Origin of the sequence: Pandoraea sp. PE-S2R-1, assembly GCF_002179865.1 — a bacterium.
In the GTDB taxonomy this organism is placed as follows: Bacteria; Pseudomonadota; Gammaproteobacteria; order Burkholderiales; family Burkholderiaceae; genus Pandoraea.
This window is the reverse complement of record NZ_NGUR01000007.1, coordinates 659,098-675,478: the sequence shown is the minus strand read 5'-3', so window position 1 is coordinate 675,478 and position 16,381 is coordinate 659,098. Positions and strand designations below refer to the sequence as shown.

General features: G+C 62.4%; 13 protein-coding genes and 4 tRNA genes. 5 read left to right on the top strand and 12 right to left on the bottom strand.

Going from position 1 to position 16,381, the window contains the following annotated elements; translation table 11 throughout:
• The first annotated feature begins 12 nt into the window (after window positions 1-12).
• Window positions 13-1,380 carry an MATE family efflux transporter gene (locus CDV44_RS05695; RefSeq protein WP_087687264.1) on the top strand — a complete coding sequence of 456 codons (1,368 nt, stop codon included), beginning with the start codon at window positions 13-15 and terminating at the stop codon, window positions 1,378-1,380.
• 57 nt (window positions 1,381-1,437) lie between these two features.
• On the opposite strand, the gene CDV44_RS05690 is transcribed toward CDV44_RS05695, so the two are convergent.
• The gene (locus tag CDV44_RS05690) at window positions 1,438-2,124 is read right to left on the bottom strand and encodes a hypothetical protein (RefSeq protein WP_249277411.1); all 687 of its coding nucleotides are present in this window, start codon (window positions 2,122-2,124) and stop codon (window positions 1,438-1,440) included.
• A gap of 136 nt (window positions 2,125-2,260) precedes the next feature.
• Here CDV44_RS05690 and CDV44_RS05685 point away from each other — a divergent pair, with 136 nt between their 5' ends.
• From CDV44_RS05685 to gudD, 3 genes are all read left to right on the top strand, one after another.
• On the top strand, window positions 2,261-3,190 hold the full coding sequence (locus tag CDV44_RS05685; RefSeq protein ID WP_087687023.1) for a LysR substrate-binding domain-containing protein: 930 nt from the start codon (window positions 2,261-2,263) through the stop codon (window positions 3,188-3,190).
• A gap of 128 nt (window positions 3,191-3,318) precedes the next feature.
• Complete coding sequence (locus CDV44_RS05680) at window positions 3,319-4,038, top strand: SDR family oxidoreductase (RefSeq protein WP_087687022.1); 720 nt, start codon at window positions 3,319-3,321, stop codon at window positions 4,036-4,038.
• A 257-nt stretch (window positions 4,039-4,295) separates the two neighbouring features.
• A complete protein-coding gene (gene gudD / locus CDV44_RS05675; protein WP_087687260.1) occupies window positions 4,296-5,624 on the top strand; it encodes a glucarate dehydratase in 1,329 nt (442 codons plus the stop codon).
• 227 nt (window positions 5,625-5,851) lie between these two features.
• Here the strand turns inward: gudD and CDV44_RS05670 are convergent.
• From CDV44_RS05670 to CDV44_RS05640, 7 genes are all read right to left on the bottom strand, one after another.
• Window positions 5,852-5,928: transfer RNA gene (locus CDV44_RS05670), tRNA-Asp, on the bottom strand.
• A gap of 99 nt (window positions 5,929-6,027) precedes the next feature.
• Window positions 6,028-6,104: transfer RNA gene (locus CDV44_RS05665), tRNA-Asp, on the bottom strand.
• 97 nt (window positions 6,105-6,201) lie between these two features.
• Window positions 6,202-6,277 (bottom strand) — tRNA-Glu (locus tag CDV44_RS05660).
• A gap of 174 nt (window positions 6,278-6,451) precedes the next feature.
• Window positions 6,452-6,527 (bottom strand) — tRNA-Ala (locus tag CDV44_RS05655).
• A 215-nt stretch (window positions 6,528-6,742) separates the two neighbouring features.
• Window positions 6,743-8,890: a polyribonucleotide nucleotidyltransferase gene (gene pnp / locus CDV44_RS05650; protein WP_058378143.1), complete on the bottom strand. Its 2,148-nt coding sequence runs from the start codon at window positions 8,888-8,890 to the stop codon at window positions 6,743-6,745.
• 305 nt (window positions 8,891-9,195) lie between these two features.
• Window positions 9,196-9,465 carry a 30S ribosomal protein S15 gene (gene rpsO / locus CDV44_RS05645; protein WP_087687021.1) on the bottom strand — a complete coding sequence of 90 codons (270 nt, stop codon included), beginning with the start codon at window positions 9,463-9,465 and terminating at the stop codon, window positions 9,196-9,198.
• Window positions 9,466-9,716: 251 nt separating this feature from the next.
• Complete coding sequence (locus CDV44_RS05640) at window positions 9,717-10,991, bottom strand: branched-chain amino acid ABC transporter substrate-binding protein (RefSeq protein WP_087687020.1); 1,275 nt, start codon at window positions 10,989-10,991, stop codon at window positions 9,717-9,719.
• 142 nt (window positions 10,992-11,133) lie between these two features.
• Here CDV44_RS05640 and CDV44_RS05635 point away from each other — a divergent pair, with 142 nt between their 5' ends.
• Window positions 11,134-11,649: a hypothetical protein gene (locus tag CDV44_RS05635; protein WP_087687019.1), complete on the top strand. Its 516-nt coding sequence runs from the start codon at window positions 11,134-11,136 to the stop codon at window positions 11,647-11,649.
• 9 nt (window positions 11,650-11,658) lie between these two features.
• On the opposite strand, the gene CDV44_RS05630 is transcribed toward CDV44_RS05635, so the two are convergent.
• From CDV44_RS05630 to CDV44_RS05615, 4 genes are all read right to left on the bottom strand, one after another.
• Window positions 11,659-12,801 carry a MerR family transcriptional regulator gene (locus CDV44_RS05630; RefSeq protein ID WP_087687018.1) on the bottom strand — a complete coding sequence of 381 codons (1,143 nt, stop codon included), beginning with the start codon at window positions 12,799-12,801 and terminating at the stop codon, window positions 11,659-11,661.
• Between the two features lie 224 nt (window positions 12,802-13,025).
• On the bottom strand, window positions 13,026-14,570 hold the full coding sequence (locus tag CDV44_RS05625) for a 2-isopropylmalate synthase (RefSeq protein ID WP_058378138.1): 1,545 nt from the start codon (window positions 14,568-14,570) through the stop codon (window positions 13,026-13,028).
• A 215-nt stretch (window positions 14,571-14,785) separates the two neighbouring features.
• Window positions 14,786-15,271 carry a peptidoglycan-binding protein LysM gene (gene lysM, locus CDV44_RS05620; RefSeq protein ID WP_058378137.1) on the bottom strand — a complete coding sequence of 162 codons (486 nt, stop codon included), beginning with the start codon at window positions 15,269-15,271 and terminating at the stop codon, window positions 14,786-14,788.
• Window positions 15,272-15,493: 222 nt separating this feature from the next.
• Window positions 15,494-16,372 (bottom strand): phosphatidylcholine/phosphatidylserine synthase, encoded by an 879-nt coding sequence (locus tag CDV44_RS05615; RefSeq protein ID WP_058378136.1) that lies wholly within the window; start codon window positions 16,370-16,372, stop codon window positions 15,494-15,496.
• Between the last annotated feature and the right edge of the window lie 9 nt (window positions 16,373-16,381).

Below are 16,381 nucleotides of genomic sequence, written 5' to 3'. Positions count from 1 at the left end.
CCCTCGCTTCCCATGTGGCATGACATCAAACGCATCGCCGCGCTCGCGTGGCCGGTACTGATCGGCCAGCTCGCGGTCATCGCCTTCGGGGTGATGGACACGGCGATGGTCGGGCGCGCCTCGGCCTTCGATCTGGCCTCGCTCGCGCTCGGCGGCTCGATCTACATCACCGTGTACGTCGGGCTGATGGGCATTCTCGTCGCGCTCTCCCCCATCGCCGCCCAACGCTTTGGTGCCGGTGAGCGACTGGAGATCGGCGAGGAAGTGCGTCAGGCGATCTGGCTCGCCCTCTTTCTGGCGATTCCGGGCTTCCTGCTGCTCACGCATCCGCAATTCATCCTGCGCCTGTCGGAAGCCAATCCTGCGTTGGAAGTGCGCGCGAGTGCCTATCTCCAGATTCTGGCGTTCGGCCTGCCCGCCGCGTTGCTGTTCCGCGTGTACTCGTCGCTGTCGACGGCCGTCGCGCAACCGCGCATCGTCATGGCGATTCAGGTCACGGGTCTTGCGCTAAAGGTGCCGCTCAATCTCGCACTGATTTATGGCGTCGAGCGCATCGGCATTCCGCCGCTGGGCAGCACGGGCTGCGCCATTGCGACGACAGCGATCAACTGGGTGTCCTGCGCGCTGGGGCTCACGTTGATAGTGCGGCACTCGAAGCTGCGCGAATTCGGCATCTTCTCGCACTTCTGCTGGCCGCAATGGCACGCCATTCGCACGCTGCTGAAGCTCGGCGTGCCGATGGGATTGAGCTACCTGATCGAAGTCACGGCGTTCTCGTTCATGGCGATCTTCATCACGCGCCTGGGCGACACCACACTGGCCGGTCACCAGATCGCCGCCAACCTCGGCGCATTGACGTACATGCTGCCGATGTCGATCGCTATTGCCACCGCAACACTCACGGCGCAGGCCATTGGCGCGCGCAACTTCAACGCCGCTCACCTCGTCGGACGCCACGGCATCTTGTTCGCAGGCACGCTCAGCGCAGGGCTGGCGAGCCTCGTCTGGCTGACCCGCCCATGGATCGTGGAAGCCTACACGGCCGACCCGGCGGTCGCCGCCGTGGCCACACCGCTGCTGGCCTTCGTCGCGTTCTATCACCTGTTCGACGCACTGCAAGTGAGCGCCGTCTTCGTGCTGCGCGCATGGAAAGTGGCGATCATCCCGACCGTCATCTACGCGGTGTCGCTGTGGGGTGTTGGTTTGGGTGGCGGTTACGTGCTGGGCTTCGATAGCTGGGGGCTCTCCCCGGCATGGCTGCACGGCGCCACCGGCTTCTGGTTTGCCAACGGCGCGAGCCTCGCGGTCGCGGCGTGCGGCCTGCTGTGCTACCTGCGCTGGGTCGCCAGCGCGAAAGGTGGACGAGGTCTGGCGAGCTAACGCGCAAGCCAGCCCCGCTCCTTTGCGCTGCTTCTCTCTGGTCCGCGCTGGTCCGCGTTAGTTGGCTCGAACGGCCAGATCCAGCGCGCTGAAGAACCCGTCGTACACATCCTTCTCCAGCACGGTCTCAGTCCGCGCATCGCCATTGCTGTCCCATACGGTGCGATCGAATCGCACCCGCACCAGCGAACCCTGCTCGACGTGCTGAACCCGCTCACCCCGTTCCCCTAACTTGCCCTGTTTGCCCTGTTCGCCCTGCGTCGAGCGCACCGCGACGATCACCGCCATGCGCTCGTGATCCGGCTTGGCCGGCAGACCACCGATGCGCGACTTCAGAACGCCCCGCGCAATCTGACGCCATTTCGGCACCAGCACCGTGTTGCGCTCCGCCTCGACGACACCCATCTCGGCATCGACCGACACCGGCGCGTAACCCTCCTTGGTGAGCGTTCTGGAGATCGCCTCGAGAATGCGCGCCTGCTGCGTTTCGGCGAGCACATGATCCCGCAGTTGCCGCAGCGTCTCGCGTTGCGCATCGGTCAGATCGACGCTGACCTGCCGCGAGCTATAACGCACCAGTTGCCCGCCGCTGCCCGTCTCCCGCTCGTTTGCCGGCGGGCTCGCGCAGGCGGAAATCCCGGCGAGCAACGAGAGACCTGCGATGGCAGTCCCCACACCGGCCAGCAGGCGACGGGCAGTACCGCTGACAGGACAGACTAAGGCAGGAAGGCAAGGCGATTTCACGACAGACGCGTGCGGCGGCGAGAGATGACTCATGAGCTTAGGAGGACGAGAGAGCGCACCTATAATAGGAACCCGCGATGCCCGCCACAAACGACTTATTCTTGCTAACGCATTAGCCGTTCTACAAGGTTCCGCCATGCGCCCCCTGCGCCCCTCGCGCCGACTGCCACCCCTGAACGCTCTGCGAAGTTTCGAGGCCGCCGGCCGGCTGAACAGCCTGACGCTTGCCGCCGAATCGCTGAACGTCACCCAGAGCGCCGTTGCCCAGCAAATTCGCGTGCTCGAATCCTTTTTCGGACAAAAACTGTTCGAACGCGATGGCCGCACCGTGCGCCTCACGGTGCGTGGCCGTCACTACTGGACGGACGTATCGGCCTGCCTAGGCCGGCTCGCCGAAGCCACCGAGCAGATGCTGGATGGCACCCACCACCTGCCGATTCGCGTGAACGCCTCGACGTCGTTCACCCACGCGTGGCTGCTGCCGCATCTGGCCCACTTTCGCAGCCATCATCCCGATATCGAAGTGGAAATCGTCACGACGCCGGATCAACACGTCGGGCAGCTCGACGAAACGAGCGATGTCGTGATTCGCCGCTACACCCCGGAACTGCGTCGACAAGGCTTCATCTCGAAACCCTGGCTGCGCAGCGAGGCCGTGGCAGTCTGCGCACCGGATCTCCCGTCGCTTGACGCGCTGCACACCCCCGCCGATCTGCTTCATGCGCCGCTGCTGCACTACGCGGGTCTGCCGCAAGGCTGGCAATACTGGTTCCACTGCGCGCAGGTCAGCGTGGGCGAAACGCTACGCGGGCCGATCTTCGACGAGTTTCTGCTGGCGCTGCGCGCGGCGGCGAGCGGACACGGTATCTGTCTCGCCCCGCGCGCCGTGATTCAGGACGATCTGGATCGCGGCAAACTGGTCGCCCTCTTCGACGACACCGTCCGTCTCGAAGGCCCGCCCTATCACTGCCTGTATCGGGCCGACGACGACCCGCGTCTGACCACCTTCATCGATTGGCTGGTCAGCCGGGCACCCGATACGCATCGGCCAGTGATCGCCGGGTGATATCGGCGGGGTATCGGGCCATCCGAGCCTGCCCGGCAGTCGGCGCACTTCAGGCATACACTCATTCGTTCTGCCACCTTTGAGAACGCCGGCCGACCTCGCAGGCTCGCTTCGGCGCCCGCTTCCAAATGCCTCAACAAACGTTTCTCGTCACCGGTGCCACACGCGGCATCGGCTTCGCGATCAGCGCCCTGCTCGCAGAACAAGGCCACCGCGTCGTGGGCATCGCGCGCCATACGGCCGACGTCAATTTTCCCGGCACGCTCGTCGAATGCGATCTCGCCGATGTCGACCAGACAGGCAATGCGTTACGCAGTATCGGCGAGCGCTTCGAGATCACCGGCATCGTGAACAACGCGGGCATCGCGTCGCCGCAACCGCTCGAACAACTGGACTTCGCCACTCTGCAACAGGTCTTCGATCTGAACGTGCGTGCAGCGATTCAGGTGACGCAACACTTCGTCGGCGCCATGAAGGCGCGCCGTTACGGGCGCATCGTCAACATCACCAGCCGGGCCATCTACGGGGGACTGGATCGCACCGCGTACGCCGCAGCAAAAAGCGCGTTAGTGGGTTGCACGCGCACGTGGGCACTCGAACTCGCGGAATACGGCATCACCAGCAACGCCGTCGCGCCGGGCCCCGTGGAAACCGAGTTGTTCCGCAAATCGCGCCCCGTCGGCAGCGACGCCGAGCGCAGGATTCTCGCCACGATCCCCATGCGCCGTCTGGGCGACCCCGCAGAAATTGCTTCGGCCGCCGTCTTCTTTCTGTCGGAATCGGCCAGCTTCGTCACCGGGCAGGTGTTGGGTGTCGATGGCGGAGGCAGTCTTGGCGGACGCTCCTGACGCATCGTTGTACGACAACTATTTCATCAAGAACATGGCGGATCGGTACGAGATTCGGCAGGCGCGTCCGGGTGGGTGATGCCATCCCTTCCCTCTCGGCTGAACACCTGACTGAGTTCTATCGCCGGTAATTTCATTCGTAAAAGGGTATACCCGGAAAGGCATCGGAAAGAAGTTTCCCTAGAATGTTGTCTGACGACATACAACAAGCCTGTATGTACCCACTCACGCTTTCGTCAGACAAGACCTCACTCGCCATGACCCGAACCCCCATCGTTACCGAACTGCGCGTCGTTCCTGTCGCCGGACGCGACAGCATGCTACTGAATCTGAGCGGCGCCCATGGCCCGTTCTTCACGCGCAATCTGGTGATTCTGAAAGACAGTGCCGGGCACACCGGCGTTGGCGAAGTGCCCGGTGGCGAATCGATTCGCAAGACGCTCGAAGATGCACGTCAGTATGTCGTTGGCCAGTCGATTGCCAATGTGCAGGCGATTCTCGGCCAGACGCGCCGCGCGTTTGCCGATCGCGATGCCGGCGGCCGAGGTCTGCAAACCTTTGATCTGCGTACGACGATTCACGCCGTCACGGCGCTCGAAGCGGCGCTGCTCGATCTGCTGGGCCAGCATCTCGAAGTGCCGGTCGCAGCGCTTCTTGGCGAAGGTCAGCAACGCACTGAAGTGGCCATGCTGGGCTATCTCTTTTTCATCGGTGACCGGCATGCGACGGACTTGCCGTATGACGACAACCGCCACGCCCGCGACGACTGGGAGCGCGTGCGCACGGAAGTGGCCATGACACCCGATGCTGTCGTGCGTCTGGCAGAAGCGGCCCACGCGCGATACGGCTTTCAGGATTTCAAACTCAAAGGCGGCGTGCTCGACGGCGACGCAGAAATCGAAGCCGTCGCGGCGCTGGCGAAACGCTTTCCGCAAGCCCGCGTCACGCTCGATCCGAACGGCGCATGGTCGCTCGCCGAAGCCATTCGCCTATGCCGCGACAAGCACGACGTGCTCGCCTACGCCGAAGACCCGTGCGGCGCAGAAAACGGCTACTCGGGACGCGAGGTGATGGCGGAATTCCGGCGCGCCACCGGCCTGCCGACGGCCACCAACATGATCGCGACCGACTGGCGTCAGATGGGCCACGCGATTCAGTTGCAGTCGGTGGACATTCCGCTGGCCGACCCGCACTTCTGGACGATGCAAGGCTCGGTGCGCGTCGCGCAAATGTGTAACGACTGGGGCCTGACGTGGGGCTCGCATTCGAACAATCACTTCGATGTGTCGCTCGCCATGTTCACGCATGTGGCGGCTGCGGCACCGGGCAACATCACCGCGATCGATACGCACTGGATCTGGCAGGACGGTGAGTACCTGACGCAAAACCCGCTCCAGATCGTGAATGGCAAGGTGCAGGTGCCGTCGACACCCGGGTTGGGTGTGACGCTCGACATGGACGCCGTGGAAGCTGCTCATGCGCAATACCTTGAACACGGACTCGGCGCGCGCGATGACAGCGTGGCGATGCAGTATTTGATCCCGAACTGGAAGTTCGATCCGAAGCGTCCCTGCCTCGTGCGTTGAGGGCACTGGAGAGGGTCATCGGAAGGTGGCTGTCACGACAGGGACGTAATGCGAGCTAACTGCGCGATTTTGGAAAATCGCGCGAAACATCCGCAAGCCACTTTTTGAAGAAAATTCAGATGAATTCGCGGTAAATAACGCTCCCGGGAAACCTATCGGGAGCGCGTCAAAAAACGCCGCACCAAAGAAAAAAGCCTGTCCAACTTTCGTTGAACAGGCTTTTTATTTGGCGGAGCGGACGGGGCTCGAACCCGCGACCCCCGGCGTGACAGGCCGGTATTCTAACCAACTGAACTACCGCTCCAAACTTGCTGTGGCATCGTGACGTCAATCACTTTGCTTTCCTGCTAGTTGTCCGGCATTGCAGCATTTTCATGCGCAGATCACCGAACTTCGTAGGTTTTGGCGGAGCGGACGGGGCTCGAACCCGCGACCCCCGGCGTGACAGGCCGGTATTCTAACCAACTGAACTACCGCTCCAAAACCGACAAAAAAACCCGCCAAACTTTCAGCGGGCTTTTGCCACCGACTTCGTGGCATTTTCAAACTGACACCGACTCGCTACCGGCACCAATTCTGGCGTCCCCTAGGGGATTCGAACCCCTGTACTCACCGTGAAAGGGTGATGTCCTAGGCCTCTAGACGAAGGGGACAAAATCGTCAAAACTTTGTCTGTTTCGCGTTTGCTTCTCTTTACTGCATTTCGCGAAGAACGCTATTCTAAACAACATTTCTTCGCTTGTGAAGCTTTATTTTCAAGTTTTTTGCATCGTTTTTGCAAGAATCTTGCTCTTTCGACGCGCCCAAAAATCAAGCTTCGGAATCCGTGGTGGAGGTAAGCGGGATCGAACCGCTGACCTCTTGCATGCCATGCAAGCGCTCTCCCAGCTGAGCTATACCCCCCGAACAGAGAAATGAGATTCTAATGACAAACCCATTTCCTGTAAATACCCCTCTCGCACTTTTTCCGCATTATTTTGCCGATTCGTGCGAAAAATGAAAAACGGCGACTCCGTAGAGTCGCCGTTCTCATTCAGTGCGGCAGCATGCAAGCATGCCACCTCACCGAAACCACTGCGAAGCCGGGTTGATTAGTTCAACGACCGGCCCGTCGTGGCTTACCCTTCGTGCTTGGTCACAACCGCTGCGCCAACGCGCTCTTCTTCGGTCAGTGCCTTGTGCGACAGGCGCAGACGGCCCTTGTCATCCTGCTGGATCACCTTCACACGCACCGACTGACCTTCCTTCAGGTAGTCGTTGATGTTGTTGATGCGCTCGTTCAGGATTTCCGAGATGTGCAGCAGACCATCCTTGCCCGGCAGCACCGAGACAATCGCGCCGAACTCGAGCAGCTTGAGCACGGTGCCGTCGTAGACCTGACCGACTTCCACTTCCACAGTGATCAGCTCGATGCGGCGCTTGGCTTCAGCAATACCTTCAGCGCTCGGGCTGGCGATGGTAACCACGCCGTCGTCCGAGATGTCGATGCTGGTGCCCGTTTCTTCGGTCAGCGCGCGAATCACCGAACCACCCTTGCCGATCACGTCACGGATCTTTTCCGGGTTGATCTTGATGGTGACCATGCGCGGTGCGAATTCCGACAGTTCCGTACGCACGCCCGACTGGGCTTCGGTCATCTTTTCGAGAATATGCAGACGGCCTTCCTTGGCTTGCGCCAGCGCGACCTGCATGATTTCCTTCGTGATGCCCTGGATCTTGATGTCCATCTGGAGTGCGGTCACGCCGTTCGACGTACCTGCCACCTTGAAGTCCATGTCGCCCAGGTGATCTTCGTCGCCGAGAATGTCGGTCAGCACGGCAAACTTGTTGCCGTCGAGGATCAGGCCCATGGCGATACCGGCGACCGGCGAGGTCAGCGGCACACCGGCGTCCATCATGGCGAGGCTGCCGCCGCACACCGATGCCATCGACGACGAACCGTTCGACTCGGTAATTTCCGACACCACGCGCACGGTGTAGCCGAAATCGTCAGCGCCCGGCAGGCAAGCCACCAGAGCACGCTTGGCCAGACGGCCGTGACCGATTTCGCGACGCTTGGGCGAACCCACGCGACCCGTTTCGCCCGTCGAGAACGGCGGGAAGTTGTAGTGCAGCATGAAGCGGTCACGGTACTCGCCTTGCAGCGCGTCGATGATCTGCTCGTCGCTCTTGGTGCCCAGCGTGGCCACCACGAGTGCCTGCGTTTCGCCACGCGTGAACAGTGCCGAACCGTGCGCACGCGGCAGCACGCCGGTGCGAATCGAGATCGGACGCACGGTGCGCGTGTCGCGGCCGTCGATACGCGGCTCGCCTGCCAGAATCTGGCTACGCACGATCTTGGCTTCCAGATCGAACAGGATGTTGCCGACTTCGATCGCGTCCGGAGCCGCTTCGCCCTTGGCAGCAGCAGCTTCGCCCAGCTTGGCCAGCACGTCGCTCGTCACGGTACGCAGTTCTTGCGTACGTGCCTGCTTTTCACGCGTTTGGTAAGCGGCGCGCAGCGAGGCGTCAGCCAGCTCGGTCACTTGTGCGATCAGGGCTTCGTTCTTGCCGGCCGGGGTCCAATCCCACTCGGCCTTGCCACCGTCACGCACCAGATCGTGAATCGCGTTGATGGCCGTTTGCAGTTGCTCGTGACCGAACACCACAGCGCCCAGCATCACGTCTTCCGGCAGTTCCTTGGCTTCCGATTCCACCATCAGCACGGCTTGTTCCGTACCGGCGACGACCAGATCCAGTTGCGACTTGGCGATCTGCTCACGCGACGGGTTCAGCACGTACTGGCTGTCGACGTAGGCAACGCGTGCGGCACCGACCGGGCCGTTGAACGGCAGACCCGAAATGGCCAGCGCGGCCGAAGCACCGATCAGGGCCGGGATATCGGCCGGCACTTCCGGGTTCAGCGAGACAACCTGCACCACCACCTGGACTTCGTTGTAGAAGCCTTCCGGGAACAGCGGGCGGATCGGACGGTCGATCAGGCGCGACGTCAGCGTTTCGTTTTCCGACGGACGGCCTTCACGCTTGAAGAAGCCACCCGGGATCTTGCCGGCGGCGTAAGTCTTTTCAAGGTAATCGACGGTCAGCGGGAAGAAGTCCTGGCCTGCCTTGGCCTTCTTTGCGCCAACGACCGTTGCCAGAATGACGGTATCGTCCATGTCGACGAGCACAGCGCCCGACGCTTGACGAGCGATCTCACCCGTCTCCATGCGAACCGTGTTTTGGCCCCACTGGAAAGACTTGACGACTTTATTGAACATTTGCACTCCTTTATCGAATCGCGCGAATGCAGCAGCGGCGCGATATCGCTGCCGGGGTGGTCCCGACGCCGCACAGGGGGGAGTGTTATGCCATTCCAGCGTTGCTCGGCGCGTTGCCGTGCTGCTCTCTGATGCGACCCTGGAATGACACAAGCCCTGCTTGCCGACGAGGCCCCGTAACTCGGAAACCCGGTGCGAGGACCGGGCTGGCCGCCTGAAAAACATCAAAATGATGCTCGTCTGGCGTCGCCCAAAAACAAAATGCCTGCATCAGCACGCTGATACAGGCATCTCGTCGTAATCGTAATCGCTTACTTACGCAGGCCCAGCTTCTCGATCAGGGCGCGGTAGCGGTCTGCATCCTTGCCCTTGAGGTAATCGAGCAGCTTACGACGACGGCTCACCATGCGCAGCAGACCGCGGCGGCTGTGGTGATCCTTCATGTGAGCCTTGAAGTGCGGCGTCAGTTCGTTGATGCGCGTGGTCAGCAGCGCAACTTGCACTTCGGGGGAACCCGTGTCATTGGCCGTGCGGGCGAATTGCGCCACGACGTCCGACTTCTTGATTTCTGCGTTCGACATTTGCTTTCCTTGGATACAAGCGGTCACGGAAGAATGGCCGTGCCGTGAACTTACAAAAACATGCGCGACATCGCCGCGCATAAACAAAAACTGCAAGTGCGCGATTATACGGGAATTGCCATCAGGCCGCCACAATTTTCCGTGCCCCGCCCCGGCGGGCGGGCCTGACGCCTCGATTTCGGGGTGAAAAATCCGGAAATCCGCCGGACAATCGGCCCAAAATCAGTCGATTGTCGCGAAAATCGCATCAATCACCGCTGACGTGCCATCCGGCAGGTGCTCGGCAGCGCCACCTTGCTGGCGGGCAATTCCATCACCGTCTTGAAACCGTAGCCCGAGCCCTCGTTGTCGAACTTCACGCCCGGCTCGCCGGCACGGCGCATGACCGAGACATACAGCGGCTCGATCATCTGGTGATCGTTCGGGCGCATCCACGCGTCGGCGGGCGCCTCGCGAATGCGGCGGTTCTCCAGCGCGCGGCCCACGGTCGTCACGTCGGTGGTGCCCGCCTGTTCGAGCGCGGACGCGATCATGTCGACCATCACGCTCATGCGAAGCAGCGGATAGTCGTCACGGGCCTCCGGATAGCGCGCGCGAAACGCTTTGTAGAACGCGTCCGAGGCCTCGCCGCCTACGTTCGGGTGCCACTCGGCCACCGCATACACGCGCCCCACCCCGGCGTCACCGAGGGCAGCAGGTGCGCCCAGCGCGTTGCCGTAGAACGTGTAGAACTTCAGTTCCATGCCCTGCTCACGCGCGGCTTTCACCAACAGCGTGAGATCGTTGCCCCAGCTGCCGGTCACCACGGTATCGGCACCCGCCGCGCGGATGCGCGCGAGGTACGGCGTGAAATCCTTCACGCGGCCCACCGGGCTGAACTGCTCACCCACGATCTGCACGTCGGGGCGCTTCGCCCCGATCATCTGGCGAGCCAGCCCGGCGACCTGCCGGCCGAAGCTGTAGTCCTGATTGAGCAGATAAACCTTCTGGATGCTCGGATCTTCCTTGATCGCCTCGGTCAGCGCCTGCATGCGCATGGCGGCATTCGCGTCGAAGGCGAAGTGCCAGAAGCTGCATTGCTCGTTGGTGAGCGCGGTATCGACCGCCGAGTAGTTGAAGAACAGCATGCGCTGGCCCGGCTCGCGGGCGTTGCGCTTGTTGATCGCGTCGATCAGGGCCGACGCCACCGCCGAGCTGTTGCCCTGCAAGACAAAGGGAATGCCCAGATCGCCGGCTGCCTTGAGCTGCACCAGACTGTCTTCGACCGCCCCTTTGCTATCAAAAACGGTAAGTTCGAGCGGATGGGCGCCGTCGCGCAACTTCACGCCGCCGCGGGCGTTCACGCGCTCGATCGCGAAGCGCAGATTGCGCTCGACCATCGCCCCCGCATTGCCGAACGGCCCGCTCATGCCTTCGATGAGCGCGAGGCGAATCGGCGGCGCAGCGTGCGCCAGTCCAGTGGCAGCCAACAGGCCAACAGCGCAAAGGCACGGCAACAAGCGCGCCAGCAAGACGTGAAGTTTCATCGAGGCCCCAGTAACTCTCTCGGCGCGAATCATAACTGCCCGGTCCGCACCCGGCAAGCCGAGGCGCCCCACGATAAGTCACACGGCGGTATGCTAGCGACATGCCGCTGTGCGGTATTTCCGCGTCAATGCGAGGCTATTCATGACCCTGATTTCCAGAGTGTGCGCAACGCTCGCCACCACTGCGCTGGCCCTGGCGCTCACCGCCTGCTACACCCCGGCATGGCAAACCTTGTCACCGAATCTGTCGCAAGCCGACGTTCAGGCCCAGCTCGGCAAGCCGAAGGAGGTCTACCCGCTCGCCCCCGGCGTCACCCGATGGCTCTACCCGACCAAGCCGTTCGGGGAAGAAACCATTGCCGTGGACTTCGACGCACAGGGCCGCCTGCTGAAAACCACGCAGGTCCTGTCCACACCGGAGTTCAACAAGGTCGAGATCGACAAGTGGACCAAGACCGACGTGCTGCATCATTTCGGCGAGCCGGTCGAGACGTCGGCCTTTCCGCTGATGAAGCGTGAAGTCTGGACTTACCGCTTCAAGCAGGATGACGTGTGGTTCACGATGATGAATTTCTACTTCGATGTCGATGGTGTCGTGAAGACCACACAGATCAGCCCGGATCCGCTGCACGAGAAGCGCGACAACAACATGTTCTGAGCCGTTGGCTCAGGTCGCGGGCGGGCGCCACGAGATCATGCCCTGCGTGCGCGCCCGCACATCGATCGGTGCCAGACACGACGCGAGCGCTTCGTAGCCTCGCGCGCCGGGATACGGCGCAACGCTGAACGGCGGCGCGTGATTTGCCGGGCACAGTATCAACAACTCGTTGGGCCCGACGGCGGACAGATCCAGAATGTGTACCGAGCGCGTCATCAAGATGAGCCGCTGCGACGACATGCCCGCACGGTGGCGCAGAAAGCGGATCAATGCTTCCTGCGTCGCCTGATTCAACCCTTGCTCCACCATGTCGACAACGACGACAGGAGAGGTGTGTTTCCCGTTGGCCTCGTTGGCTTCGCCAATTGCGTCAGAGGCATCCGCCACAGTGGCCACGTCGTCCCCGACGGTGTCGTCAACATCGAGCGCCACCAGCAGCGCACGCAAGTCGGCACTGACCTCTCCGCCCTCATCCAGCATCCATGCCGTAGCTCGTTCGACACGCGCCATGCGCGCGGCATCGTCAGCGGAAGCCCGCGCCAAAACAGGGGCTCCCTCCGGCGCGACTCGATCCAGACCAACGAACGTGGCACCCGGTATCGATTCGGCGAGTTGCAGCGCCAGCCGCGTCTTGCCGCTGCCCAACGGACCGGTCAGAAAGGTGATCGCTGGCAAGTCCTTCAATTCGAACCATTCGCCGCCCCACGGCCAAGGCAACGCGAAGCCGACGTCCAGCGGCGCCCCACCCGGCTCATCGTGACGCTGATCGCGCAGCAGTTGTGCCAGCGCGCCGGTGGCCGGCATTCGTCCATCACGAAGCTCGGCGCGCAACTCGCGCACCCGGGCAATCTGCTGCGCCCGGGCAGCCATGTCGCGCAGAAGCCTCGCTTCATGCATATCGAGCGCTCGCACCAGCGCCTGTGTATCGCCGTCCAGCACCGCCTTGACCTCCGCGACGCTCAGGCCCAGTTTGCGCAGTGCCACGATCACCCCGGCACGCGCCATATCCGTCGCGCGGTACTGGCGATAACCGGCAGCGGTGCGCCCCGGCGCCAGCAAGCCATGTTGCTCGTAGAGGCGTAGCGCCTTGCCTGATGCGCCAAGCTGTCGCGCCGCCTCGGACGCCGTGAGATTTCGATCGGAAGACACCATACATCGCTCCTTCATGGGCTAGGGATGAGCGCATGTTCGGGTCGGCCCCGGGGGCCGGGTCAAGCGAATAGAATCACGCCGCCAGAGACGACAAAGCCGCCGCCCTCGTTGCAACGAAAGCGGCGGCTTTTTCTACGGCCCGGAGGAATAAGGTGCCGGATGAAACGACAGCCAATCAACCCTGTCATTGCACCGCAGTCTCCCTTACCCGCCCACCGGCAACATTACGGCGTGAGTTGCGGGTTGAGCTTCTCGGCCTTCGAATACAGCTTGTTGAGCGCCGACAGGTACGCCTTGGCGGACGCAGCCACGATGTCCGGATCAGTGCCGACGCCGTTCACGATACGGCCGCCCTTCGACAGACGCACGGTCACCTCGCCCTGCGACTGCGTGCCCGTGGTGATCGCGTTGACCGAGTACAACAGCTGCTCGGCACCGCTTTGCACCTGCGATTCAATGGCGTTAAGCACCGCATCGACCGGGCCGTTGCCCTCAGACTCGCCCACCAGTTCCTTGCCCTGCGCCGTGAACACCACGCGCGCGCTCGGGCGCTCGCCGGTCTCGGAGTGCTGCGCCATCGAGACCAGATAGAAGTGCTCGCCGCTCTCCGCCTGCGCTTCGTTCGAGACGATGGCCAGAATGTCTTCGTCGAAGATTTCCGACTTCTGATCGGCCAGTTCCTTGAAGCGGGCGAACGCGGCGTTCACGTCCTGCTCCGACTCCATCTCGATGCCCAGTTCCTGCAAGCGCTGCTTAAACGCGTTGCGGCCCGAGAGCTTGCCCAGCACGATCTTGTTCGCGGTCCAGCCCACATCTTCCGCACGCATGATTTCGTAGGTATCGCGCGCCTTGAGCACACCGTCCTGATGGATGCCCGACGCGTGCGCGAAGGCGTTGGCGCCGACCACGGCCTTGTTCGGCTGCACGTTGAAACCGGTGATCTGCGACACCAGCTTCGACGCCGGCACGATCTGCGTCGTGTCGATGCCCAGCTCCAGACCGAAGTAGTCCTTGCGCGTCTTGAGCGCCATGACCACTTCTTCGAGCGACGTATTGCCCGCGCGCTCGCCCAGACCGTTGATCGTGCACTCGATCTGGCGCGCGCCGCCCAACTGCACGCCCGCCAGCGAGTTCGCCACAGCCATGCCCAAGTCGTTGTGGCAGTGCACCGACCAGACGGCCTTGTCCGAGTTCGGCACGCGCTCTCGCAGCGTACGCACGAGCTGACCGTAGAGTTCCGGCACGCCGTAGCCGACCGTGTCCGCCACGTTGATGGTCGTGGCGCCCTCGTCGATCACGGCTTCGAGCACGCGGCAGAGGAAGTCCAGATCCGAGCGGCTGCCGTCTTCCGGCGAGAATTCGATGTTGTCGGTGAACTGACGCGCAAAGCGCACGGCAAGCTTGGCCTGCTCGAACACCTGATCGGGCGTCATGCGCAGCTTCTTCTCCATGTGCAGCGGGGAAGTGGCGATGAACGTGTGGATACGCGAGGAGTTGGCCCCCTTGAGCGCCTCGGCGGCACGGGCGATGTCACGGTCGTTGGCGCGCGCCAGCGAGCACACCGTGCTGTCCTTGACGATACCGGCGATTGCCTTGATCGACTCGAAGTCGCCGTTCGAGCTGGCCGCGAAGCCGGCTTCGATGACGTCAACGCGCAGACGCTCCAGTTGGCGGGCGATACGAATCTTCTCGTCGCGCGTCATCGAGGCGCCGGGCGACTGTTCGCCGTCGCGCAAGGTCGTGTCGAAAATGATCAGCTTGTCAGCCATGACTTACTCCTGTGGGGATCTCGTAGGGTTTGGTGTGTTCTTGGCGTCTTGTCGTCACGCTTGCCCGGGTGGCAAGCGGCGCGCGCGGGCGGGGCCGGCCGGGAGACGGCGGGCTGCGTGGCGATAGCGGTGCGAAATCATTGCCCAAAAAAACGGCCCGGTCAATTCACAATTGCCGGGCCGTTTTGTCTCAACAGGAGACGAATACCACCATGTCAGGCCGGTGGAATGCGCAGCACCTGCCCCGGGTAGATCTTGTCCGGGCTGGAGAGCATCGGCTTGTTCGCCTCGAAGATGACGTTGTACTTGTTGGCATCACCGTAGACCTTCTTCGAGATGGCTGAGAGCGTGTCGCCACTCTCGACGGTGTGATAAGTCGCCTCGGCAGACGCCGTCGACACCGACATCTTGTCGTCGACCTGGGCAACCCCCTTCACGTTGCCGCAGCAAAGCAGAATCTTTTCCTTGGTCGCCTGATCGGCTGCCACGCCGAAGACCGTCACGGTGCGCGATGCGCCGTCGAAGGTCACGGTCAGCCCCGTGGCATCAAGGTTCTGCGTCTTGATGTAGTTCTCGATGGCCTCGGCGGCCGTCCGGTTGGCGGCGTCCGCATCGGGGCCCGGCGGGGGCGGCTCGGCGGCTTGCGCCTTGCTGCCCAACAGTGCCTGACCAGCTTCCTTCACGAAGTCCAGAATGCCCATGATTTCTCCTTCGTCACGTAGAACTACGGAAACGGCGCCGAACCGGGGCCCGGTCAAATTGACCGGGAGGTGTCCGCGCCGAGGGGGTAATTCGGAGCCTGCGCTCGCAAGACAACAAGTCACTAGACTACAGCATCGCCACACAGGTTCACCTGACAATACTGACAGGCAGATGTGACAAGGGGCGCCCTTGGACGCCCCTTATGTGATTCAACCGCGCTTTTACTCGTCCACCTCGCCGAAGATCCGCTGGCGGCGGCCCTTCACGAAGCGGATGACCCACAGCACGTAGCCCGAAATGCTGTACAGGCAGAACATGCCGAACAGCACCAGCGGCGGGTCGGACGACACCAGAATGAAGCCGACCATGAACAGCAGCACCACCCCGAACGACACGCGCTGACGCACGTCGAGCGCCTTGCCGCTGTAGAACGGTGCATTCGAGACCATCGACATCCCGGCGTAGATCGTCAGACCGAACGCCACCCAGGGCATCCAGAACACGTTCACGGGCAGCTTGTTGTCGATCGTGATCCAGACGAACCCGGCGATGAGCGCCGCCGCCGCCGGACTGGCCAACCCTTGGAAGAAGCGCTTGTCGACCACGCCGATGTTCGCGTTAAAGCGCGCCAGACGCAGTGCCGCACCGGCCACATAGACGAAGGCCGCCAGCCAGCCCCACTTGCCGATCTCGTGGAGAATCCATTCGTACATGACCAGCGCCGGCGCCACGCCGAACGACGTCATGTCGGAAAGCGAATCGTATTGCTCGCCAAACGCGCTCTGGGTATTGGTCATGCGGGCCACGCGTCCGTCCATGCCGTCGAGCACCATGGCGAAAAAGATGGCGATGGCGGCCTGTTCGAAACGGTCGTTCATGGCCTGCACGATGGCAAAGAAGCCACAGAACAGCGCCGCCGTCGTAAAGGCGTTCGGCAACAGGTAAATACCGCGGCTGCGCGGGCGTACCGGCAGCTCTTCGTCCACAACCTGGTCGTGGTCTTCGTTCATCGATGCGTCCGCGGAAGGGTTTTTATGACGGCCAAACGGCGAAAGGTGTCTGACATTGTTGCGCAAGCGGCCGCGATGGTTTTCCGGCATCTGAACCTC

Bases quoted from the DNA above. Each gene is read 5' to 3' on its own strand.
- CDV44_RS05695 (WP_087687264.1), top strand. From the start codon at position 13: ATGTGGCATGACATCAAACGCATCGCCGCGCTCGCGTGGCCGGTACTG.
- CDV44_RS05685 (WP_087687023.1), top strand. From the start codon at position 2,261: ATGCGCCCCCTGCGCCCCTCGCGCCGACTGCCACCCCTGAACGCTCTG.
- CDV44_RS05680 (WP_087687022.1), top strand. From the start codon at position 3,319: ATGCCTCAACAAACGTTTCTCGTCACCGGTGCCACACGCGGCATCGGC.
- gudD (WP_087687260.1), top strand. From the start codon at position 4,296: ATGACCCGAACCCCCATCGTTACCGAACTGCGCGTCGTTCCTGTCGCC.
- rpsO (WP_087687021.1), bottom strand. From the start codon at position 9,465: ATGTCGAACGCAGAAATCAAGAAGTCGGACGTCGTGGCGCAATTCGCC.
- CDV44_RS05640 (WP_087687020.1), bottom strand. From the start codon at position 10,991: ATGAAACTTCACGTCTTGCTGGCGCGCTTGTTGCCGTGCCTTTGCGCT.
- CDV44_RS05635 (WP_087687019.1), top strand. From the start codon at position 11,134: ATGACCCTGATTTCCAGAGTGTGCGCAACGCTCGCCACCACTGCGCTG.
- CDV44_RS05630 (WP_087687018.1), bottom strand. From the start codon at position 12,801: ATGGTGTCTTCCGATCGAAATCTCACGGCGTCCGAGGCGGCGCGACAG.
- CDV44_RS05625 (WP_058378138.1), bottom strand. From the start codon at position 14,570: ATGGCTGACAAGCTGATCATTTTCGACACGACCTTGCGCGACGGCGAA.
- lysM (WP_058378137.1), bottom strand. From the start codon at position 15,271: ATGGGCATTCTGGACTTCGTGAAGGAAGCTGGTCAGGCACTGTTGGGC.
- CDV44_RS05615 (WP_058378136.1), bottom strand. From the start codon at position 16,372: ATGCCGGAAAACCATCGCGGCCGCTTGCGCAACAATGTCAGACACCTT.